Annotated in this window: 14 protein-coding genes; 12 read left to right on the forward strand and 2 right to left on the reverse strand. The window is 46.3% G+C overall.

All coding sequences use genetic code 11. From position 1 onward, the window contains the following. The first annotated feature begins 144 nt into the window (after positions 1 to 144). The 6 genes from LKD42_RS06710 to LKD42_RS06735 all read left to right on the forward strand — a co-directional run bounded on the left by LKD42_RS06710 (position 145) and on the right by LKD42_RS06735 (position 11,070). Entirely contained in the window at positions 145 to 1,767 is a 1,623-nt protein-coding gene (locus tag LKD42_RS06710) for a peptide ABC transporter substrate-binding protein (protein ID WP_248835199.1), read from the forward strand. Positions 1,768 to 1,804: 37 nt separating this feature from the next. Next, a complete protein-coding gene (locus tag LKD42_RS06715; RefSeq protein ID WP_248835200.1) occupies positions 1,805 to 3,073 on the forward strand; it encodes a hypothetical protein in 1,269 nt (422 codons plus the stop codon). Next, positions 3,073 to 3,615 (forward strand): sensor histidine kinase, encoded by a 543-nt coding sequence (locus LKD42_RS06720; RefSeq protein WP_248835201.1) that lies wholly within the window; start codon positions 3,073 to 3,075, stop codon positions 3,613 to 3,615. Before LKD42_RS06715 ends, LKD42_RS06720 begins: the two co-directional genes overlap by 1 nt. Further along, positions 3,593 to 4,417: a response regulator gene (locus tag LKD42_RS06725; RefSeq protein WP_248835202.1), complete on the forward strand. Its 825-nt coding sequence runs from the start codon at positions 3,593 to 3,595 to the stop codon at positions 4,415 to 4,417. The genes LKD42_RS06720 and LKD42_RS06725 overlap by 23 nt, the downstream gene beginning before the upstream one ends. A gap of 106 nt (positions 4,418 to 4,523) precedes the next feature. Beyond that, the gene (locus tag LKD42_RS06730) at positions 4,524 to 10,514 is read left to right on the forward strand and encodes a glycoside hydrolase family 2 TIM barrel-domain containing protein (RefSeq protein ID WP_248835203.1); all 5,991 of its coding nucleotides are present in this window, start codon (positions 4,524 to 4,526) and stop codon (positions 10,512 to 10,514) included. 298 nt (positions 10,515 to 10,812) lie between these two features. Continuing rightward, entirely contained in the window at positions 10,813 to 11,070 is a 258-nt protein-coding gene (locus LKD42_RS06735; RefSeq protein ID WP_248835222.1) for a hypothetical protein, read from the forward strand. A gap of 56 nt (positions 11,071 to 11,126) precedes the next feature. On the opposite strand, the gene LKD42_RS06740 is transcribed toward LKD42_RS06735, so the two are convergent. Continuing rightward, complete coding sequence (locus LKD42_RS06740; protein ID WP_248835204.1) at positions 11,127 to 11,783, reverse strand: Crp/Fnr family transcriptional regulator; 657 nt, start codon at positions 11,781 to 11,783, stop codon at positions 11,127 to 11,129. Positions 11,784 to 12,282: 499 nt separating this feature from the next. Between LKD42_RS06740 and LKD42_RS06745 the strand changes: the two genes are divergently transcribed. From LKD42_RS06745 to recR, 5 genes are all read left to right on the forward strand, one after another. After that, a complete protein-coding gene (locus tag LKD42_RS06745; protein WP_248835205.1) occupies positions 12,283 to 14,832 on the forward strand; it encodes an FAD-dependent oxidoreductase in 2,550 nt (849 codons plus the stop codon). A 215-nt stretch (positions 14,833 to 15,047) separates the two neighbouring features. After that, entirely contained in the window at positions 15,048 to 16,121 is a 1,074-nt protein-coding gene (locus LKD42_RS06750; RefSeq protein ID WP_248835206.1) for a 6-phosphofructokinase, read from the forward strand. Between the two features lie 98 nt (positions 16,122 to 16,219). Beyond that, the gene (gene dnaX / locus LKD42_RS06755; protein ID WP_248835207.1) at positions 16,220 to 17,872 is read left to right on the forward strand and encodes a DNA polymerase III subunit gamma/tau; all 1,653 of its coding nucleotides are present in this window, start codon (positions 16,220 to 16,222) and stop codon (positions 17,870 to 17,872) included. 28 nt (positions 17,873 to 17,900) lie between these two features. Beyond that, positions 17,901 to 18,257, forward strand: a complete 357-nt coding sequence (locus LKD42_RS06760) for a YbaB/EbfC family nucleoid-associated protein (protein WP_022118918.1) — start codon at positions 17,901 to 17,903, stop codon at positions 18,255 to 18,257. Further along, complete coding sequence (recR, locus tag LKD42_RS06765) at positions 18,257 to 18,853, forward strand: recombination mediator RecR (protein WP_248835208.1); 597 nt, start codon at positions 18,257 to 18,259, stop codon at positions 18,851 to 18,853. Before LKD42_RS06760 ends, recR begins: the two co-directional genes overlap by 1 nt. Before the next feature lie 36 nt (positions 18,854 to 18,889). On the opposite strand, the gene yyaC is transcribed toward recR, so the two are convergent. After that, a complete protein-coding gene (gene yyaC / locus LKD42_RS06770) occupies positions 18,890 to 19,483 on the reverse strand; it encodes a spore protease YyaC (RefSeq protein WP_173866680.1) in 594 nt (197 codons plus the stop codon). A 193-nt stretch (positions 19,484 to 19,676) separates the two neighbouring features. Here yyaC and LKD42_RS06775 point away from each other — a divergent pair, with 193 nt between their 5' ends. Continuing rightward, on the forward strand, positions 19,677 to 20,984 hold the full coding sequence (locus tag LKD42_RS06775) for a LysM peptidoglycan-binding domain-containing protein (RefSeq protein WP_248835209.1): 1,308 nt from the start codon (positions 19,677 to 19,679) through the stop codon (positions 20,982 to 20,984). Positions 20,985 to 21,024 lie beyond the last annotated feature (40 nt).

The raw sequence follows: 21,024 nt of genomic DNA on the forward strand, positions 1-21,024 counted from the left end.
AAAAGGCCGGCAGCAAAAAGACAGAGCATGCGATGGAATTTATTTCCGCCACATGCTTCTGTCTTTTTGTTGTGTATTCAAAAATCATATCCTGCCGGAAGATTGAAAAAACAGGAAAAATATTATATCATTATCTTAATCATGGTGGGAGAAGGGAAAGTGACAATGAAAGGTTTTTTGAGACGGTGTTTTCTGATTTTTATGGTAATGTTGCTGGCAGGGGGATGTGCACGGCAGAAGGAAACGGAAAGTGTAACGAAAGAATCGGACGGGCAGGAAAAAGTTATGCGGTACGTCAATTACAGCATGTTTTCGGGAGAAGGCCTGAATCATCTGAAACTGAAAGGCAGTGCAGAGCAGACGATTTCCTGTTATTTGCTGGAAGGACTTATGCGGGTGTATCAGTACGAACTTCAGTACGGAATGGCAGACCGCTATGAAATTTCGGAGGACCAGAAGGTTTATACATTTTATTTGCGGGATGATGCCTGTTACAGTGATGGTACTCCTGTTACAGCAGATGATTTTCTTGGGGCATTCCAAAAACTGGTGGAACCGGAATATTTTAACTCTTATGCAGCGATCATAAAAAATGCAGAAGACATTTATCAGGGGAAAAAGAGAATCGAAGAACTGGGTGTGACAGTGCTGAATGAAAAAACGCTTCAGATCGAGCTGGAGCATCCGCAGGTTCAGTTTCTGCAGCTTCTGGCTTTACGAAGTTTTGTGCCGATAAGAAAAGATGCGACGGAAATATTGCGGCCGGAAGACTGCAATGGACCATTTACACTGGACACCTGGAGTGAAGAGCTGGTAAGTATGAAAAAGAATCCCTATTACTGGGAACGGGACAACATCCGGCTGGATAGGGTGGAAGCGGTATGCCTGGAGTCAGTGGATGAAGCATATGAAAGGTTTGTAAAAGGAGAGGTCGATGTGATGCCGATCCCGTTAAAAGGAGCGGAAAAATACAATGCCGGAATTCAGAAAAAAGTGATGACCGGGATCTGTGAAAGTCTTTATCTGGATCTGCAGACCGAAGGACCTTTGCAGTGCAGGGAATTTCGCCAGGCGTTAAATTATGCATTGAACCGGGTAGAATACACAGAAAATATGGACAGTGATTTTCTTGTGCCGAATGCACGCTATGTTCCGGAAAACGGTCTTGGTATTTTGAAAACTTACACAGAGAATTATCAGGATCTGCCGTGTACAAAATACGGAAGTCAGAAGCTTGCAGAAGAAAAGCTTGGAGAAGCATTCAAAAAACTGCATATTTCCAGAGCGGAAGATGTGAAAATAAAGCTGCTGGTGAATGATGATCCATGGAGCATACAGGAAGGAACGGAAATCAAACGCCAGTGGGAGAAAAAGCTTGGAATCTCGGTGGAACTGGAAACGGCAACCGGAGATGCATTCTGGGCAGAGAAAAACAACGGTACTGTTACGCTCACTGGTATTATCGCAGAATATGCAGATGTGATGGCCTATCTGCAGAGCTGGAATTATGATTACACTTATGGGGAAGGAGAAAGTCAAAGCGGCACGGTACAGAAATGTCTGAGAGAGGCTGAAAGGCAGACAGATGAGCAGATCAGACTTAGCACCTTATATAAAGCAGAAAAAGCATTGATGGAAGATGTGCCGATGATTCCATTGCAGCTTCGAAAAGAAAGCCTGTTACTGAACCGGAACCTGACCGGTTTTGAGACAAGCATGAATCTTGCAGGTGGAGGATATGAGTTTTTATATGCGGATTTTAAATAGAACAGAAAAAAATCGAAGGTTTCTTTTTCTTGCTGCGGTGTTTGCTGTATGTACTGCAGCAATGCTGACCGTTCTCATGATGCCGCAGAAACAGGTGGTCTGTAAGGGAGAAGCAGATTTCAAACAGTTTGGACTGCAAAGCGGAAAAGCAGTCGATCTGTGCGGAGAATGGGAGTTTTTTGAACAGAAATTCATTGCTACGGAGCTGGATGAAGAGCAGGTTTCCGGGAAGTTTGTCAGGGTGCCTTCTTATATGCCCCGAAAAAATGCAGGGATGTTCAACTGGGGAAGTTACCGTGTAAAACTGAAAAACTGTCCGCCGCAATTTGACGTTTCTGTGAGCCTGAAAGGTATGCCGGCGGCTTATCGGATTTATCTGAATGGAAAATGTATTGAGAAAAGCGGAGTAGTTTCTTCTGATCCGGATGCACTGAAAGTCAGCAGGGATACGTCGATCAGGACGACCATTACGCTTCAGTCTTCGGAATGTGATCTGATCATAGAAACAGCGGGATATCTGCTTCCGGGGCTGTCTTTTACACCGCGGATCCAGGATGAAAGCGTGTGGAGTGAACAGTATGACCGTTATCATACCTGGATGATCCTGTTGCTTGGCATGCATATGTTGTTTTTATGTTCTTATTTATTACAGCTGAAGATCACGCCGGACAGCGGTTACAGCAGAAGTGTTTTTCTGGTGCTGTTCTTATTGGCCATCCATATGATCTATTCCGATGCAGCGTTTTCGGCAGTCATAGGCGGGACTTTGAAATATTATGATCTGATTCTGTTTTCTGTATGCGTGATGGAAAGTCTGGTCTGGGAATTTCTTCTGAAAAACGGTTATAAAAAAGACCGGCAGAAAAAAGATTTCGGAATTCGGGAAGGGATTCTGATCACCGGTGTCATTGTGATGAGCCTTGCAGCTTTTGAAGGGATTTTATCATGGAAGCTGACCATGGACGTGGGTGTCTGGCTGCTACTGCTGATCCGCTTTGCAGGGTATCGCAAAAAAGAAGAAATATCCGGAGAAGATATGATCTGGGAAATAGGCATATTGCTTTTGTATACCGGGATCGTATTGTCAGATTTCGCACATATCGGCATGCTTCCTTATAGTGGAGGTATTTTCATGCTTGTCGGAGTGATCGCTTTTGATCTGAGCGTCAATGTCATTGACCGCTGGCGTATGAATAAAATCCAGCAGAGGGCACTGGAGGCGGCGAAGATTGAGCAGAAGCTCCAGGAAGCTCGGCTGGAGCTTGCACTGCATCAGATCAAACCGCATTTTTGCAAAATGCCCTGATGTCGATCAAAGTGCTCTGCCGGACGCGTCCGAAAGAGGCAGAACAGGCAGTCTACGATTTTGCCGTATTTTTGCGTGGAAATATGAATGCACTGGAATCTGCAGAGATGATTCCGTTTCGGGAAGAATGTAAGACGATTGAGCGGTATCTGCACATTGAAAAGATTCGTTTTGGGGAGAGGCTTCAGGTTCAGTGGGATCTTCAGGAAGAAAAGTTCCGGATACCGCCTCTGACGATCCAACCGCTGGTAGAAAACGCGGTATGTCACGGAATCTGCCAGAAGATGGAGGGCGGCACCGTACAGATCCGAAGTTTTCGGAAAAACGGAGAAATCTGTGTTCAGATCCTGGATGACGGGGCAGGATTTGACACCGAAAAACTGAAAGATGCAGACGGGATTGCCATAAGAAATCTGAAGCTGCGTCTGAAAGAATTTCTAAATGCGGATCTTGAGATTGAGAGCAGAAAAGGAGAAGGGTGCAGGCAGACAATACATATTCCATGGGAGGAGACAGACGATGAAAATTATTCTGATAGATGATGAACCATTGATCCTGGAAGAATTAAGCTATTTATGTGAAAAACACAAAGATATTGAAATTTGCGGAAAATTTGTAAACCCAAAGCAGGCATTGCAGTACGTTGCCGGGCATCCGGTGGATTTTGAATTTTGTGATATCAGGATGCCGGGGATCACGGGACTGGAACTGCTGGATCAGATGCACAAAGAAAAACCGGATCTTCAGGCAGCGTTTGTCACAGCATACGACCAGTACGCATTTGATGCCTATCAGCTGGATGCCTGTGATTATCTGCTGAAGCCGTTTGGACAGGAAGAGGTGGACCGTGCACTGGATAAAGCAAGAAGGCTGGTAAGAACGGAACAAAAAGATGAAATGCAGCTGGAAATCCACACGTTTGGCAGATTTGATCTGTTTTTAAACGGTCATGCGATTGATTTTAGCAGCAGAAAGGCAAAAGAACTGCTTGCACTTCTTGTGGCAAGACGGGGCGGCATTGTGGAAATGGAATTTGCCGTGGATCTGTTATGGGAAGAAGAACCGTTCAGTGAACAGGTGAAAGGACGTTTCCGAAAAGCAGTGATGAACCTGAAAAATACACTGCGGGATCATGGACTTCTCTGGATGCTTCACAGCGAGCGTGGACGAATGTATCTGGAGACAAAGGGCGTTTCCTGTGATTATTATGGACTGATGGAAGGGCAGATCCATGCAGCAGAAAAATTTTCAGATGAATTTATGGCACAGTATTCCTGGAGCGAGGCCTTTCTTCCGGTTCTGGAACGTCAGGCCGGGATTGTAATGTCAAATTACAGTAATTAAAACAGTAAAACAGCAGTAAACACCTCAAAAAGGAACACTTCTGGAACACTTGCTTTCCTATACTTTTTTCAAAAGGGAGAAAATCCCGGAAAAGGAGGAAAGTAAAATGAAAAATGTAACCAGAAGTGTTCGTTTTGTTTTGTCCATGGTTCTTGTCATGGCAATGGTTCTGACTTCCATCGGAAGCCTCGGAACAGTCGCAAAAGCAGAGACCGGCAAAGCAGCGGACGGACTGAAAGGACTCTACCGTATTTATCATACGGAAGATGAGACACAGAGAATGGCTCCTGGAGGAAACCAGGCATCCGAGGGCAATAATCTCTGGCTGTGGGAGCAGGAGGCAAATGCACCGGCAGACTGTGAGATGTTCTATTTTGAACAGGCTGAGGATGGAAGCTATTACTGGTACAATAAGCAGGATGCACAGCTTGTCATGCAGGCAGATACTTCAGCTGTCAGCCTTCAGAGAAAGAATGCCGCATCTGCAAACCAGAAATGGACGATCGAGAAAGTGGCAGGAACAGAAGATCAGTATTATCTGAAAAATGGTTCCCGTTATGCAAGTACTTCTGCAAACCGCCATGCACAGGTAAGCATGTCCGATACGGCACAGGCATGGAGACTGGCAAAGGTTGAGCCGGAAGTAAAGCTCTCACTTGGCAGCAGCACCATAAGAACCGGCGAAAGTACAACCGCAGCTGTGACCGGATTTGATGCGGATGGGGCTGAACTGGATGGAAGCAAGGCCGTGCTCACCAGTGAGAATCCGGATATTGCAGAAGTTTCCGGAAACACCGTTATCGCAAAAAAAGCTGGAACGGCAACGATCAAGGCAGCGTTTGAAGGGAAAGAAGTCAGCACAGAACTGACTGTTCTGGAAGCAGCAAAAGAATGGCCGGGCGTTTATCGCATCGATAACGTAGAATTTGCCGGTTATCTGATCGAGCCTGGAGCAGACAATGTCAGCGAAGGAAACAACCTGTATCTGTGGAATACGGCACTTGCCCAGACACGTATGTGGGTATTTACCGAAGCCGGAGACGGTTATGTATATTGGCATCCACGCAACAATGTATCACTTGTGATCCAGGGAGGAGATCTGGATTCCTATCCTTCCATGGCGAAAAACACAGGCGATGATACACAGAAGTGGAAGATCATCAAAGATGAGACAAGCGGAAATTACCGGATCCAGAACAAGGCATCCGGAAAATATGTTGCAACAGCAAATGATGCAAACCAGCAGCTGATCCAGATGAAAGAAGAAAGTGCAAAAACATCTCTGTGGATCATAAACGAGCTGAAAGCAAGCATCAGTCTGGAAGTTTCTGCAAGCTATCTGCAGACCGGAAAAACAACGAACTTTGCAGCAATCGCAAAAGACGCATCCGGAGCAGTGATCAGCAGCGGTATCCGCACCGTGAGCAGCAATCCGGAAGTTGCTTCTCTGGAAGGAAATCAGATCAAAGGTCTGAAAGCAGGCCATGCTGATATTACAAGTTATCTTACAGCAGGCGGAAAAGAATATACTTCCAACACGATCCGTGTTTACGTTACCGATGAAGCACCGGTATTTACCGGAAAAGAATGGTACAAAGATATTTCAACCGCAGAAGTAAACAGAGAGCCTTCTCATGCAGATTTTGTTCCGTATCAGGATGCAGACACTGCATTCAACAGCGAGAAGAGTGCACTGGATGACCAGAATGAGACAGCAAGCACTTACTATAAGCTGCTGACTCAGAAAGAATGGGATTTTGCACTGGTAGAAAATCCGGAAAAAGCAGATGCAGCGGACGCAAAAGGTTATCTGGAAGAAACACTTCCGGAAGAAGCAAAAGCAGATTTCCAGAAAGAATTTGTACCGCATGCATGGCAGACTTATCGAAACGCAGATAAGACCTTTAAATATTTTGATGAAGCAATCTATACAAACAGTATCTATCCGTGGGGCAGTGCACAGGGAAATACCATCGAGTATGATGATCCTCAGGCACCGACGCACTATAATCCGGTAGGATATTACCGTACTGAGTTTGAGCTTCCGGAAAACTGGGACGGACGTGAAGTATTTCTGTCACTGCAGTCCGTAAGATCTGCTTATTATCTGTTTATCAACGGAAAACAGGTTGGTTATACGGCAGACAGCTTTACGGCTCATGATTTCAACATCACACCATATCTGAATAAAAATGGTAAGAATACGATCGCACTGAAAGTATATCGATGGGGCATCGGAAGTTATCTGGAAAATCAGGATTTCATTCAGCTGAGCGGTATCATGCGTGACATTTATCTGTATTCCAAAGACAGCCGTGCAGAACTTCGTGATTTCTTTGTACAGACAAGTTTTGCAGACCGCACAGATAAGAACAGTGATGTTACGATGAAAGTGGATGTAGATGTCCGCAATCTGACTGACAAAGAAGATACCAGCGGCTATACCGTAGATGTCAAACTGAAAGACATGGACGGAAAAGTGATCGGTCAGGATACGATTTCTTATGATAAGCTGAAAGCACTTCAGGGTGTGACAGGTGCATCCGATCCGAATGCAGCAGATGCAGACGGCGAGAAGAAAGTAAATCTGGGTGATCGCAAAACAGCAACGATCGAAGTTAAGAATCCGAAGAAATGGTTCCCGGATACACCGAACCTGTACATGGTAACGCTGGAATTAAAAGACAGCACCGGAAAAGTGATCGAAGCAGAAGCAGAACATGTAGGTTTCCGTGAAATCTATAAAGTAAACATTAACGATGCAGAACAGGAACAGATGCAGATCACAGGACAGAAGATTATCTTCCGCGGTGTCAACCGTCACGATACCAGCCTGGAAAACGGCAGTGCCGTGACAAATCAGGAGATCATCGATGATCTGAAACTGATGAAACAGTACAATGTCAATGCAGTCCGTACTTCACATTATCCAAATGCAAAGATTTTATATGATCTGGCAGATGAACTTGGTATTTATGTTTATGCAGAAGCAAACGTAGAATCACACTACGGAGCATATGGCGATCATAAAGTGCCGATCCCTGGAGGGGACAGCCGCTGGGTAACTCCGGTTGTAGATCGAAACATGAACATGCTGGAGCTTCTGAAAAACCATGCATCCATCATCGGATGGTCTTATGGAAACGAAGCAACTTACACAAGATGCCCGTTAGACAATACTTACTGCTTCTGGGCAGCAGCCATGGCAGTTCTGAACCGTGATCCGAGCAGACTGCGTATGTACGAACGTGAATCCGATGGATATTATCATCGTTATCAGAAGGATGCAGGAGCGGATCCATGGGGCATGGAGACCAGAAGCAAGAACATTGTGGACGTTCACAGCACACAGTATCCGGAAGCAAAGAACGTAGAAAGTTACGCTAAAAACACAAACAACAAATTGCCTTATTTTGAACAGGAATATGAACATGCGATGGGACAGTCTTTCGGAAGTTTCAATGAATTCTGGAAACTGAACCGTACGTACGCCAATGTTCAGGGAGGATTTATCTGGGATTGGGCAGACCAGTCATTAGCAACGACAAGAGAAGACGGAAAAACATTCTGGGCTTACGGCGGAGACTGGATGGATGCAAGCTCCAATGCAGATGCATTCTGTGCGAACGGTGTTCTGTTTGCAGATCATACACCGTCAGCAAAAGCCGTACAGATGCGTTACGATCATCAGCAGGTGAACTTCTATCTTGAAAATGAAGATGCGAAAGTGACCGATGGAACGATCAAAGTAAAAGTAGTAAACGAACTGGAAAACAGCACACTGGAAAATTACAATATCATCTGGAGCCTGAAAAAAGATGATAAAGAGATCGCAACAAAAACGATTTCTTTAAATGCACCGGGTATGGACGGAGAAACCTTTGGGGAAGAAGTGATCACGATCGAACTGCCGAAAGTACAGCCGCAGACCGGTGATACTTATATGCTGGAGTTCTCCGTGCAGAACAAGGTAAAACCGGACTGGGATGCAACACTTACCAAATACGACAATGTAGTGGCACATGAGCAGTTTGACCTTACACCGGAATACAAGGAGAAACAGACGCTGGATTACAATGCAATGGCTGAATTTACCAAAGCAGAGGACGACGGCAATACACTGAGCATTGAAGGTGTTACAAAAGAGGGAAAAACCTACTCACTGAAAATGGACAAGGCAACCGGTATCCTTTCAGATTACACGGTGGACGGCAAAGTGGTTCTGGAAAAAGGTCCGGTACCAAGCTTCTGGAGAGCACAGAACTATAACGACACTCCGATTGCATACAACCGCAATCTGCGAAATACCGATGACAACATGGAACTTGTGGACAGTCCGGTTATCACACAGGATGAGAATAGAAAGCACATCCGTGTAGCGTTGAACGTAAAACTTCCGGTTGATGCAGAACAGACACTGCTCTATGACATTTACGGAGATGGAGAGATCGTAGTTCGGTCAGCCTTTACACCGAGAAGCAACTTTGCACCGGGTACCGCCGGAGCACAGGCACTGCCGAAAGTTGGTGTCCGCATGACTGTTGCAGCAGGATACGAAAATCTGGAATACTTCGGAAGAGGTCCGGAAGAAAACTACATTGATCGAAAGACAGCAACCGATGTTGGTGTATACAAGAGCACCGTAACAGATCAGTTTGTAAGCAAATATGTGAAACCACAGGAAAACGGAAACCACACCGATGTCAGATGGACGTCACTGACCGATAACGATGGAAATGGTATTTTAGTTGCCGCAGACGGAACGGTAGAATCTTCTGCACTTCATGTAAAAGCAGAAAATATCAATCCGGTTAGCTGGACCGATTATCCGTATAACAACCAGACCATTCGTCATTCCACAGAAGTTCCGATGGATGAGCAGACCTATCTGTGTCTGGATGCGATCCAGCGAGGAGTCAGCAATACAGGATTCTTTAACCATGTACCTCTGGAAGGATTCTATCCGACAACCAAGCAGAATGCAGATGGAAGCTACAATACTTATGCAGAGAGATTCCGCATTGTCCCGGTTACTTCCGATACGGACAAGATGGAAGAAAGCAAGGCAGGTTTTGAAGCAAGTTCTGCAGCAGGAGAACTGGAAGAGATCAAAAACCAGGCAGTCGCAGCAAAGAACGATGCCGAGACCGCAGCAAAAGCCGCAGAAGCAGCAAAAGCAGATGCCGAAGCAGCCAAGGCAAAAGCAGAAGAAGTAAAAGCAGCAGCCGAAGAAGCAAAGAAAGCAGCAGAAGAGGCAAAGGCAGCAGCCGATGTTGATAAAGCAGCCGCAGAAGCAGCTCAGGCGAAAGCAGAAGTTGCACAGAAAGCAGCCGAAACTGCAGAAGCAGAGGCACAGAAAGCACAGACCGCTTCCGAAGCAGCCCAGGCAAAAGCAGAGGCAGCACAGAAAGCCGCAAAAGAAGCAGAGGATGCAGCAAAGAATTATGCAAACGATGCAGAAGCAGCAAAAACAGCCGCAGAGGCAGCCAAAACAACAGCTGAAAATGCAAAAAAGGATGCTGAGACCGCAGCAAAAGCAGCAGAAGCAGCCAAAGACTCCGTAAGTGCACAGAAAGACCTTGCAGAGGCAGCCGCAGGTGCTGCAAAGGCAAGTGCGGATGCAGCGAAAGCAGCCCAGGCAAATGCAGAAGCCGCAGCGAAAGCAGCCGAAGAAGCACAGAAGAAAGCAGAAGAGATCCTTGCAAAAGCCCAGAAAGAGGCGGAAGAAAAGAGAGCCGAAGCACAGAAACAGTTAGAAGAAGTGCAGGCAATGCAGAAACGCCTTGAAAACCAGTTGGCAAAAACAGAATTTGCAGCTAAGAAAGTGAAAGTAAAAGCTGTCAAAGGTGTTAAGAAGTCTGTGAAAGTCAACTGGAAGAGCGTAGAAGGAGCAGACGGCTATGTGATTGAATATGCTAAGAAAGCAAACTTCAAAGGTAAAAAGACCGTTACTGTTTCCGCTTCCAGGAAAGCAAAAACGATCAAGAGACTTTCCGCAAAGAAAACGTACTATGTAAGAGTCAAAGCATACAAAGTTGTGGATAACGAGAAAGTTTACACCGCTTACAGTGCAAAGAAGAAAGTACGCACAAAATAAGAAATAAAATTATGAGGTGTTCCATAGAATACTGGTCATAAAAGAGAGGGGCACCGTGACGGTAAAGTTTCTGTCACGGTGTCTCTTTTTATAGAGATGAATAAAATGCAGGAAATCGCAGTGATGGATTATCATCAAGCTGCATAGAGACTCTTACGAAGAAGGACAAAAATGACAGTACCATATGAGATGGAAAGATGGTACAATTGTCATAGCGACCACTTACTCGGCAAGTAGCGAAGCGGATTGTGAATATCCGCTTTACGTGGCATCCAATATAGAAAGAGAGGAAGAGCATATGAACGAACTGTATGAAGCCATTGAGCAGAAAATAAAAGCTTCCGGATATCCGAGAGCGATTTCCGGAGAAGAGGTATACAATGACATCTGCGACCAGATCGACGGAAAAGAGAACGGAACCTATCTGCTTCTGTCAAAATTTGAGGAGGATGTGGTGTTTGAATACCACATTACGATCCAGGATGAAGATTTCAACCTCGGAATTCTGACCATGCGGACACCGGAAGGTGTGTTTGAAGCAGATTTTGATGCGTGAATTAATTAAGGTGCATTTTTCAGGGGAAGAAGGTAAAACAGGGTATATAATCCGGTTCAGTTTTGACGATATTCGACTAAGGTAAACGTTTTGCGTTCTGATTTTACAATTCCCTCCGCCTTTAATTTTTTCAGTTCCCGCATCATGGCACTGCGGTCAACGGAAAGATAATCGGCAAGCGTACTTAAAGAAAAGGGCAGCGTAAAGCTGTCTGAATGCTGCTCCTGTGCAAGTTTTTCGAAATAGCACAGGAGTTTTTCTTTTGTTGTTCTCTGCGAGAGGATTTCCAGATGTTCGCCAAGGGCGATCGCTTTTCTGGAAATCAGCTGAAGAGCATTGCTGACTAAAAGACTGTGGAAACTGCAGGCATTTGGGCAGCGTCTGATCAGATGGGCATAGTCGATAAACTGGATCTTGCAGCTTTTGGTGCAGATCACCTGCAAAGAATCGCCGTTTGGTGACAGGGCGGAAAGTGCCGAGCCGAAGACATCTCCGGTTTTCAGGTATTCCAGAATGGTCTGGCGGCCGTCCAGGTGTGTGCGGATGATGGCGGCTTCTCCTTCCAGAAGATAGCCGATGCGGTCGGGATGGTCAGCATAGAAACAGACAGTCTCATCGGTGGAAAAGGACTTCTCAGATGCCTGAAAACAGACCATCATGCGATTGTATTCTTCCGGTGTAATACCGTCAAAAAGAGAAAGTTTTGTATTCATAAATACCTCCGTTTTTTCTTTTTTTGTGCAAAAAAAAGCGTTTGCAGTGTTGTAGAGATACTGGTCGCAAAAAGGGAAAAAGCTTATAGGAAGAAAATATGCATGTGCAAATGAACGAATTCCCCGAAGGGCACGTAAAAGTGCCTTCTTGGGAATTATTCATTTTGCACATTGCTCAATATCGTCACTGAGCTTCTTCCTTTTTGTCGACCAGCATCTTTTATACACTTCAAATATTGTACGTTTGTACAGAAAGAAGATATAGACTCCGTACCGTGGTTGCCTGCGAATTTTCGAACACTTGCTGCGTTCTGATGGAAAAAGTTGCATATGCAACAGAAAATTCTGCTGATACAAAGTATAGTATAAACATAACAAAAAAGCAAATGATAATTTAAACATAATAAAAAGCTTAAAGCTGCACAGGGCATTTTAAAACAAGAATAAAAAATGCAGCTGTGAAGATATAGAGCATTCACAAAACCACAGGAGGTATGCTATGAAAACATTAAAGCTTAGAGATGATTTTTACTGGGCGGGAATCGTGGATGACACGCTCAGAGTTTTTGATATTATCATGTACACGGAATTTGGCACAACCTACAATTCTTATGTGCTCAAAAGCGGCGGGAAGGTCGTATTATTTGAAACGGTAAAAGAAGCCTTTTTTGAGGAGTGGATGGCAAAACTCGGCGAAGTGATCGACGTGACAAAGATCGATTATCTGGTGGTCAATCATACGGAACCGGATCATGCGGGCAGTGTGCAGCGTCTGTTGAAATTAAGTCCGCAGCTGAAGATCATTTCCACAGCCTGTGCGGCCGGGTTTTTAAAGGAAATTGTGAACGGAGAATTCTGCAATCTGATCGTGCATGACAACGAGACGATGAAGATCGGGGACAAAACGCTGCGTTTTCTGCTGGTTCCGAATCTGCACTGGCCGGATACGATGTACACCTTTATTGAAGAAGAACAGGTGCTTGTGACCTGCGATTCCTTCGGCTCCCACTATGGATTTCAGGATGTGCTGGTCAGCAAGGTGACAGACCGGGAAGGCTATATGCGGGCAACGAAATATTATTTTGACTGCATCATCGGACCGTTCAAGCCATTTATGCTGAAGGCTCTGGAACGTGTAAGAGAGCTTGATGTTTCGATGATCTGCCCGGGACATGGACCGGTGCTGGATTCCGGGATTGATTTTATAGAGGAGACTTACGAAAGATGGTGCACCGTAGTTAATCCGAATAAGAAAAAAACGGTAGTCATTCCTTATGTAAGTGCCTATGGTTATACAAAGCAGATCGCGGAAAAGATTGAAGAAGGCATCAAGGCAAGCGGTGATATTGATGTGCGAAGCTACGATATGGTGACAGCAGATCAGGCAAAGGTACTGGAAGAGATTGGATTTGCTGATGGTATTTTATTTGGAACACCGACGATCGTTGGGGAAGCATTAAAGCCGATCTGGGATCTGACAACATCCATTTTTGCGGGAACACATGGCGGGAAACTGGCAAGTGCATTCGGCAGCTACGGCTGGAGCGGAGAAGGTGTGCCGCATATCATGGAGCGTCTAAAACAGCTTCGCATGAATACCGTGGACGGACTTCGCATCCGTTTCCGTCCGGGAGATACGGAGCTTGTAGAGGCTTTCGAATACGGCTATCATTTCGGTTCTCTTTTGCAGGATAAAAAGGCGGAGAAAACGACAAAAGGCAGTCGAAAGCTTGTGAAATGTCTGGTGTGCGGAGAAATTTTTGATTCTTCCCTGGAAGTATGTCCGGTCTGCGGTGTCGGACGTGAAAATTTTGTGCCGGTGGAAGAAAAAGAAACTACTTACCGAAAAGACGGCGATGAATTTTATGTGATCCTTGGAAACGGTACAGCAGGACTGAATGCGGCGAAAGCAGTCCGGGAGCGGGATAAGACATCTTCGATTCTTATGATCTCGGAGGAAAAATATCCGACCTATAACCGTCCGATGCTGACAAAAGCCTTAAATGCCGGACTTGAGATCAGTCAGATCCAGGTGGAACCGGAGAGCTGGTATGAGGAAAATCAGGTTTATCAGATCCTCGGCAAAAAGATTATTTCAGTGGACAAAACGGAAAAAGAAGTGACACTTGAGGATGGCATGCGTCTGAAATACACGAAACTGATCTATGCACTGGGAGCAAAAAGCTTCGTCCCTCCGATCCCGGGAAGCGAAAAAGAGCAGGTGGCAGTGATTCGTACTCTGGAAGATGCAGAAAAAATCGGGCAGATGATCCCAAAGAACGGACAGACAGTCGTGATCGGCGGCGGTGTGCTTGGACTTGAGGCAGCCTGGGAGCTGAAAAAGGCAGGATGTCAGGTGACAGTTCTCGAGGCAGCTCCGGTTCTGATGGGAAGACAACTGGATGAAGGTGCGGCAGCGATGCTTGGAAGCATTGCAGAGAGTGTCGGTATCAAGGTCCGCACCGGAGTAAAGATCGATCGGATCGAAGGGCAGGAGCGTGTAACGGCCGTTCGTCTTGCAGATGGGGAAGAAATCGCAGCCAATCTGGTGCTGATCTCCTGCGGTGTGCGTGCAAATACAGAACTTGCAGAACAGATGGGACTGAAGGTAAACAGGGCAGTTGCTGTAAATGAAAAAATGCAGACCAGTGAAAAAGATATCTATGCATGCGGAGACTGCGTGGAATTTGAAGGGGAAAATGCAGCACTCTGGGCCGAGGCAAGTGAGCAGGGAAAAGTCGCAGGAGCCAATGCAGCCGGGGAGTGCGTGGAATATCAGAAAGTACAGATGCCGCTCTCCTTTAACGGTATGAATACTTCCCTGTATGCGATCGGAGATAACGGCAGAAACAAAAATCTTCTCTATAAAACACTGGAGATCTGTGACAGGAGCAAGAAGCAGTATGAGAAACTGTATTTCCTGAACGGAAAGCTCTGCGGTGTGATCTTGATCGGAAATGTATCAAAAATGGCAAAACTGACAAAACTGATGGAGAGGAAAGCAACATTTGCGGAAGTGATCCTGGATAAGGAAACAGAAAGTTATTGATTTTACCGTTGTAGTGGGAAGAAAAATATTATATAATCAAGGCAGGTGGTGTCGAAGGCAGGGACCACCTGCCTTATATTAAATGTTTACAGAATTGCGAGCGTTACTTTGCAACGAAGCAATTCGCAGGCATCCGTTGAAGTGAAAAGACCGAAAGTTTTTTTGCTTCGACATCTGCATAAGAAGGTATGAAAAAAAGAGGAGCGTGGTAGCAAATGTTAAGAATTGGTATGCTGACAAGCGGCGGTGACTGTCAGGCACTCAATGCAACAATGCGAGGAGTAGTCAAAGGTCTTAGTGCAAATGTGCAGGAACTCGAAGTTTATGGATTTTATGATGGATACAAAGGTCTGATCTACGGCAATTACCGTATGCTTTCTGCAAAAGATTTTTCCGGAATCCTGACAAAGGGCGGAACGATCCTTGGAACATCCAGACAGCCGTTCAAGCTGATGCGTACACCGGATGAGCACGGACTGGACAAGGTAGAGGCCATGAAGCAGAATTACTACAAACTGCGTCTGGACTGCCTGGTGATCCTCGGGGGAAACGGAACACAGAAAACAGCAAATCTGCTGCGTGAAGAGGGACTGAACATCATCCATCTGCCAAAGACCATCGACAATGATATTTATGGAACGGATATGACATTCGGTTTCCAGAGTGCGGTTGACATTGCGACCGATGCAATCGACCGTATCCACACAACCGCAGCATCCCACAACCGTGTATTCTTAGTTGAAGTTATGGGACACAAAGTCGGCTGGCTGACGCTTCATGCAGGAATCGCCGGCGGTGCGGATATCATTCTGCTTCCGGAGATCCCTTACGATATCGATAAGATCATCGAAGCGATCCACAAGAGAGCGGCATCCGGACGTGGTTTTACCATTCTGGCAGTTGCAGAGGGTGCAATCTCCAAAGAAGATGCAGCTCTTCCGAAAAAAGAATTAAAAGAAAAGATCAAAAAGAGAAAACATCCATCCGTATCTTACGAACTGGCAGAGCAGATTTTCCAAAAGACCGGTATCGAAGTGCGTATTACCGTTCCGGGACATACACAGCGAGGAGGAAACCCTTGTCCGTATGACCGTGTACTGTCAACCAGACTGGGTGCAGAAGCAGCAACTCTGATCATGAAAAAGGAATATGGTTACATGGTAGGTATCATCAACGGCAAAGTCAAGAAAGTACCGCTTGGTGATGTAGCCGGCAAGCTGAAGATGGTATCTCCGGATGATCAGTTGATCAAAGAAGCAAAATGCATCGGCATCAGCTTTGGTGTATAAAACCGAGACGGTATCGGATGGGAGTCACTTCACATCTGATGTAAGGGCAGAGAGTCTGCCACAGACATTTTTGAAGTATTTAGAAACAGAGGGAAAGCATGAGCTATACTGCTTTATACCGTAAATTCCGTCCTGACTCCTTCCAAGATGTGAAGGGCCAGGACGCAATTGTGCGGACATTAAAAAATCAGATCAGGGCACAGCGTATCGGACATGCCTATCTGTTCTGCGGTACCAGAGGAACAGGTAAAACGACGGTGGCAAAGATCCTTGCAAAAGCGGTAAACTGTGAGCATCCCATTGATGGAAATCCCTGCAACGAGTGTGAGACCTGCAAGGCGATCGCCGCTGGAAATTCCATGAATGTGATTGAGATCGACGCAGCTTCCAACAACGGTGTGGACAACATCCGTGAGATCCGGGAAGAGGTTGCCTACTCACCGACCAGCGGCAAGTACAAGGTCTACATCATCGACGAGGTCCATATGCTGTCTATAGGTGCGTTTAATGCACTGCTTAAGACACTGGAAGAACCGCCTTCCTATGTCATTTTTATTCTGGCGACGACGGAGGCACACAAGATCCCGATCACGATCCTCTCCAGATGTCAGCGTTATGATTTCAAACGGATCGCCCGCACGACGATCGTGGACCGTCTGCGAGAGCTGATGGATGAGGAGCAGGTCGAAGTCGAAGATAAGGCTCTGCGTTATATCGCCAAAAAAGGCGACGGTTCCATGCGAGATGCGTTAAGTCTTCTGGATCAGTGTATTGCCTTTTATTTAGGAGAAAAGCTGACGTATGAGCATGTCCTGGATGTACTCGGTGCGGTGGATACCGATGAGTTCAGCAAACTGCTGCGGGAAGTGCTGGACGGGGATGTTACGCAGGTGATCCTGCATCTGGAAAATATGATCATGCAGGGACGTGATCTGACGCAGCTTGTAAACGATTTTACCTGGTATCTGCGAAACCTGCTTCTGCTTAAAAGTTCCGATAATATGGAAGATGTGCTGGATGTTTCCGCAGAGAATCTGGAGCAGCTGAAAGAAGAAGCAGCGATGGTGCGGGATGATACGCTGATGCGTTATATCCGCATTTTTTCAGAATTGCAGAATCAGATCAAATATGCAGGATCCAAGCGGGTGATGCTGGAGGTGGCACTGATCAAACTGTGCCGTCCGCAGATGGAGCAGGATCAGCTCTCCGTACTGGAACGCGTGCGGAGACTGGAAAAGCAGCTGGCATCGGGCGTGGTGGTAAGACAGCAGGACACCTGTGGTTACACACCGGAGGGCAATTTTGACTATCAAAATCCGGTAAATATGGCGGCTCCGGGAGGCATAGATCCGGATGGAACAGCAGGCAGTACAGACCCGGCAAAGCTTCAGAAGGCAGCACCGGAAGATCTGCAGAAGATCGTCGGTATGTGGCGGACGATCCTGGCACAGACTTCAGGGCGTTTCCGTGTGGTTCTGGCAAGTGCCGTTCCGAAATTTAATACAGAAAAAGAAGATGGTACGCTTTATATCGTATTTTCTGATTTTCTGGGAGAGACTTATGTCAATGATCCGAAGAAAGCAGAAGTACTCGAGCAGATCATTGCAGCGAAAACAGGCAGGAAGGTCAAAGTCAAGATGATCCTGCAGGCAGATGAGCATGTGGCAAATACCAGACTTTCCAAAGTGCAGGTCGAGGAGGCACTTGAAAATCTGGTCCATGCAGATATAGAAATAGAAGATGATGAATGAACTATTGCAAAATCAGGAGGATTAGAAAATGGCAAAACGTGGAGGATTTCCGGGCGGAGGTATTCCGGGCAATATGAACAATCTGATGAAACAGGCACAGAAAATGCAACGTCAAATGGAAGAAAACCAGAAAGCACTGGAAGAGAAAGAGTTTACGGCAGCAGCAGGCGGCGGCGTGGTAGAAGTGACGATCTCCGGTAAGAAAGAAGTGACCAAAGTTTCGCTCAAAGAAGAAGTCGTAGATCCGGATGATATCGAGATGCTCGAAGATCTGATTATGGCAGCTACCAACGAAGCTCTGAGAAAAGTAGAGGAAGAGACCAACGCAGTCATGTCAAAACTGACAGGCGGACTTACTGGTATGGGTGGAGGATTTCCGTTCTGATGGATTATTATAGCAGTCATATCACAAAACTGATCGAAGAACTGTCCAAACTGCCGGGTGTGGGGGCGAAATCAGCCCAACGCCTGGCGTTTCATATTATTAACCGTCCGATCGAGGAAGTGCAGCGGCTCTCGGATACGATTATCGATGCAAGGAAGAACGTCAGATACTGTAAAGAATGTTTTACGCTGACAGACGATGAGCTCTGCCCGATCTGCAAGAACGATGCAAGAGACCACAAGACGATCATGGTCGTGGAAAATACAAGAGATTTGGCGGCGTACGAGAAGACCGGCAAGTATGACGGTATCTACCATGTTCTGCACGGGGCAATTTCACCGATGCTCGGCATCGGACCGGGGGACATAAAATTAAAAGAGCTGATGACAAGACTTCAGGGCGATGTCAATGAAGTGATCATTGCTACCAATTCCAGCCTGGAAGGCGAGACAACGGCGATGTACATCAGCAAGCTGATCAAGCCGACCGGTATCAAAGTCAGTCGGATTGCCAGCGGGGTACCGGTGGGCGGAGATCTGGAATATATTGATGAAGTTACTCTGCTGCGTGCCCTGGAAGGCCGCGTGGAGCTGTAATGAGGACAAAATGCATATAAGATCAGTCATGCAGTTTCAAAGTATCTGCGAAGAAAGGTTATAGCCGGGAGCAATTTCGTCAATGGCATGAGCGATCCCACGGGAAATCTGCGAGGCGAGCGGCATTACGGCAGACAGCCGTGTTGACTGCAGTACCAGATGTGAAAACGGAGAAAAGGACGCTACGATTCCGGTTACAAAAAAGTCACCGACTGCAATCAGATTTTTGTCGACGCCGGCACCGGGACAGAGACTTCCTTTGCCGGCCGTAATGCAGCCAAGATGTTCTTTTGTTCCAAAGGAAGCATCGACAGCGATCAGCGGATGATCCGGAAAATGTAGATGGATCGCATCGATGGTTTCCTCAAGATTGAGAGCATGAACAGGCATCTTCAGTGTACCAAACACGGGGATGCTTTTTTTGTACCGTTCTTCCAGTGCACTGCCGACCATCGGACCTAAGCTGTCACCGGTCACACGGTCACTTCCGATGCATAGAAGGACAGGTGCGATATCTGAAAAACCGTTTTTTATCAGAATTTTAGAAAGATAATTTCCGAGAAGCTCTGCGGTATCGGAAGAGCCTGCATTAAAATAGCAGATCGTATCGGAAGAAAACATGATTGTCATCCCTCTCTTAAAAATTTGCCGTGTTAAAGGCTTTTACAGTGTATCCGAAAAAAGGAAGGTTTATTCGCATCAATCCGATGAAAAACATGTCGGAAAGTTCTTGAAAAGTATCCCACGGATTGCTAAAATTTGCAGATTCTTTGTGCTACGATAGGGGCATCAGCTGGAAGTAGTATAAAGGAGGATTGGGAGTATGATCGAAATGGTTTACAGGGGAACCTCAAAGGACGGAAAGGGAAAGGAACGGACAGGCCTGCCGAAAAATATCCGGCAGATTGGAGATGCAGGATCAGATAAAAGGGTTTATATAGAAGATTATGTGATCACATTTCTGGAAAAGACAGGCTGTGCAGTGCTGCTCGGTGAAGTCTGGCAGAACGAAAACATGAAGTGTCTGTTTGCGGACGGAGCCGTAGAGATCGCGGAGGGTGAACCAAACGATGATATGTGGGAGAAAATCTACCGGGAAATGAAACAGTATTTTCCGGGAAGAGAAGTGATCGGCTGGGCGAAAAAGATGGAGGAGCCGGAAGAAGAACCGGATGAGAAGCTCTTTGATCTGCACCGGGAACAGTTTCCGGGTGAGGACAGGCTGCTGTTTCTGTATGACAGCGAAGAAAATGCCAGCGTTTTCCTGACGGAGAACACCGGGATTCGAAAGCAGAGCGGCTATTACATCTACTACGAAAAAAACGAACAGATGCAGAGCTATATGGTAAAAGAAAATGAAGGGCAGTCCGTGGAGGCGGAATCAAAGAATCAGGATGGAGCCATCCAGAACTTCCGCAGACGGATCGCAAAAAAACAACAGGACGCACAGAACGTGGAGCAGGAGCAGAAAAGCAAAACTCCGACGATGGTGCGTTTTTTATATGGTGCAAGTATGTTTCTGGTGCTGACGATCCTGGTGATCGGGGCGACGATGGTCAACAACTATAATCGCATGAAAGATATGGAAGTGACGCTTCAGGAGATGGCACTTGGAAGTGATGGGCAGAGCAGTGGCCTGTCAAAAGGAACCGAAAAACAGAAAGAAACGGATGCTCTGGCAGCTTCGGCACAGGCAGAAGGAGAAATTGCAAAGGAGAGTGCCGCAAAGGAGAGTGCCGCAAAGGATGAGACCGAAAAGACCTGGATCTTAAAAGAGAGCAGTACAGAGAGCAATACGACGACAACAGGCGATTCCACAGACAATATGGGAACAACAGGCAGCACAGGAACAGCGGGAAGCAGCACAGCAACCGATGGAACAGGAGGTGCCGGAACTTCCGGTAGGCAGGATAGCACCACATCCGGCAGTTCCTCTACAAATAGCCGTGCGGCATCCTCTTCGGATGTGACGAAGTATCAGGCAGAATACACGGTGCGGGACGGCGATACGCTGGCGATCGTCTGCCGGATGTACTACGGAAATCTGGACAAGCTTCAGGAAATCTGTGATCTGAACGGCATTACCGATCCAAACACGATCCTTCCGGGACAGAAGATCGTGCTGCCGTAAAAAGAATAAGGAACGTAAAAGGCATGGTTGACTATCCCAT

Source organism: Hominisplanchenecus faecis (assembly GCF_020687205.1).
Lineage (GTDB): Bacteria > Bacillota > Clostridia > Lachnospirales > Lachnospiraceae > Hominisplanchenecus > Hominisplanchenecus faecis.

Coding starts and splice junctions, on each gene's coding strand:
- dnaX (WP_248835207.1), top strand. CDS start 16,220: ATGAGCTATACTGCTTTATACCGTAAATTCCGTCCTGACTCCTTCCAA.
- LKD42_RS06730 (WP_248835203.1), top strand. CDS start 4,524: ATGAAAAATGTAACCAGAAGTGTTCGTTTTGTTTTGTCCATGGTTCTT.
- LKD42_RS06725 (WP_248835202.1), top strand. CDS start 3,593: ATGAAAATTATTCTGATAGATGATGAACCATTGATCCTGGAAGAATTA.
- LKD42_RS06720 (WP_248835201.1), top strand. CDS start 3,073: ATGTCGATCAAAGTGCTCTGCCGGACGCGTCCGAAAGAGGCAGAACAG.
- yyaC (WP_173866680.1), bottom strand. CDS start 19,483: ATGACAATCATGTTTTCTTCCGATACGATCTGCTATTTTAATGCAGGC.
- LKD42_RS06745 (WP_248835205.1), top strand. CDS start 12,283: ATGAAAACATTAAAGCTTAGAGATGATTTTTACTGGGCGGGAATCGTG.
- LKD42_RS06735 (WP_248835222.1), top strand. CDS start 10,813: ATGAACGAACTGTATGAAGCCATTGAGCAGAAAATAAAAGCTTCCGGA.
- LKD42_RS06740 (WP_248835204.1), bottom strand. CDS start 11,783: ATGAATACAAAACTTTCTCTTTTTGACGGTATTACACCGGAAGAATAC.
- LKD42_RS06775 (WP_248835209.1), top strand. CDS start 19,677: ATGATCGAAATGGTTTACAGGGGAACCTCAAAGGACGGAAAGGGAAAG.
- LKD42_RS06760 (WP_022118918.1), top strand. CDS start 17,901: ATGGCAAAACGTGGAGGATTTCCGGGCGGAGGTATTCCGGGCAATATG.
- LKD42_RS06750 (WP_248835206.1), top strand. CDS start 15,048: ATGTTAAGAATTGGTATGCTGACAAGCGGCGGTGACTGTCAGGCACTC.
- recR (WP_248835208.1), top strand. CDS start 18,257: ATGGATTATTATAGCAGTCATATCACAAAACTGATCGAAGAACTGTCC.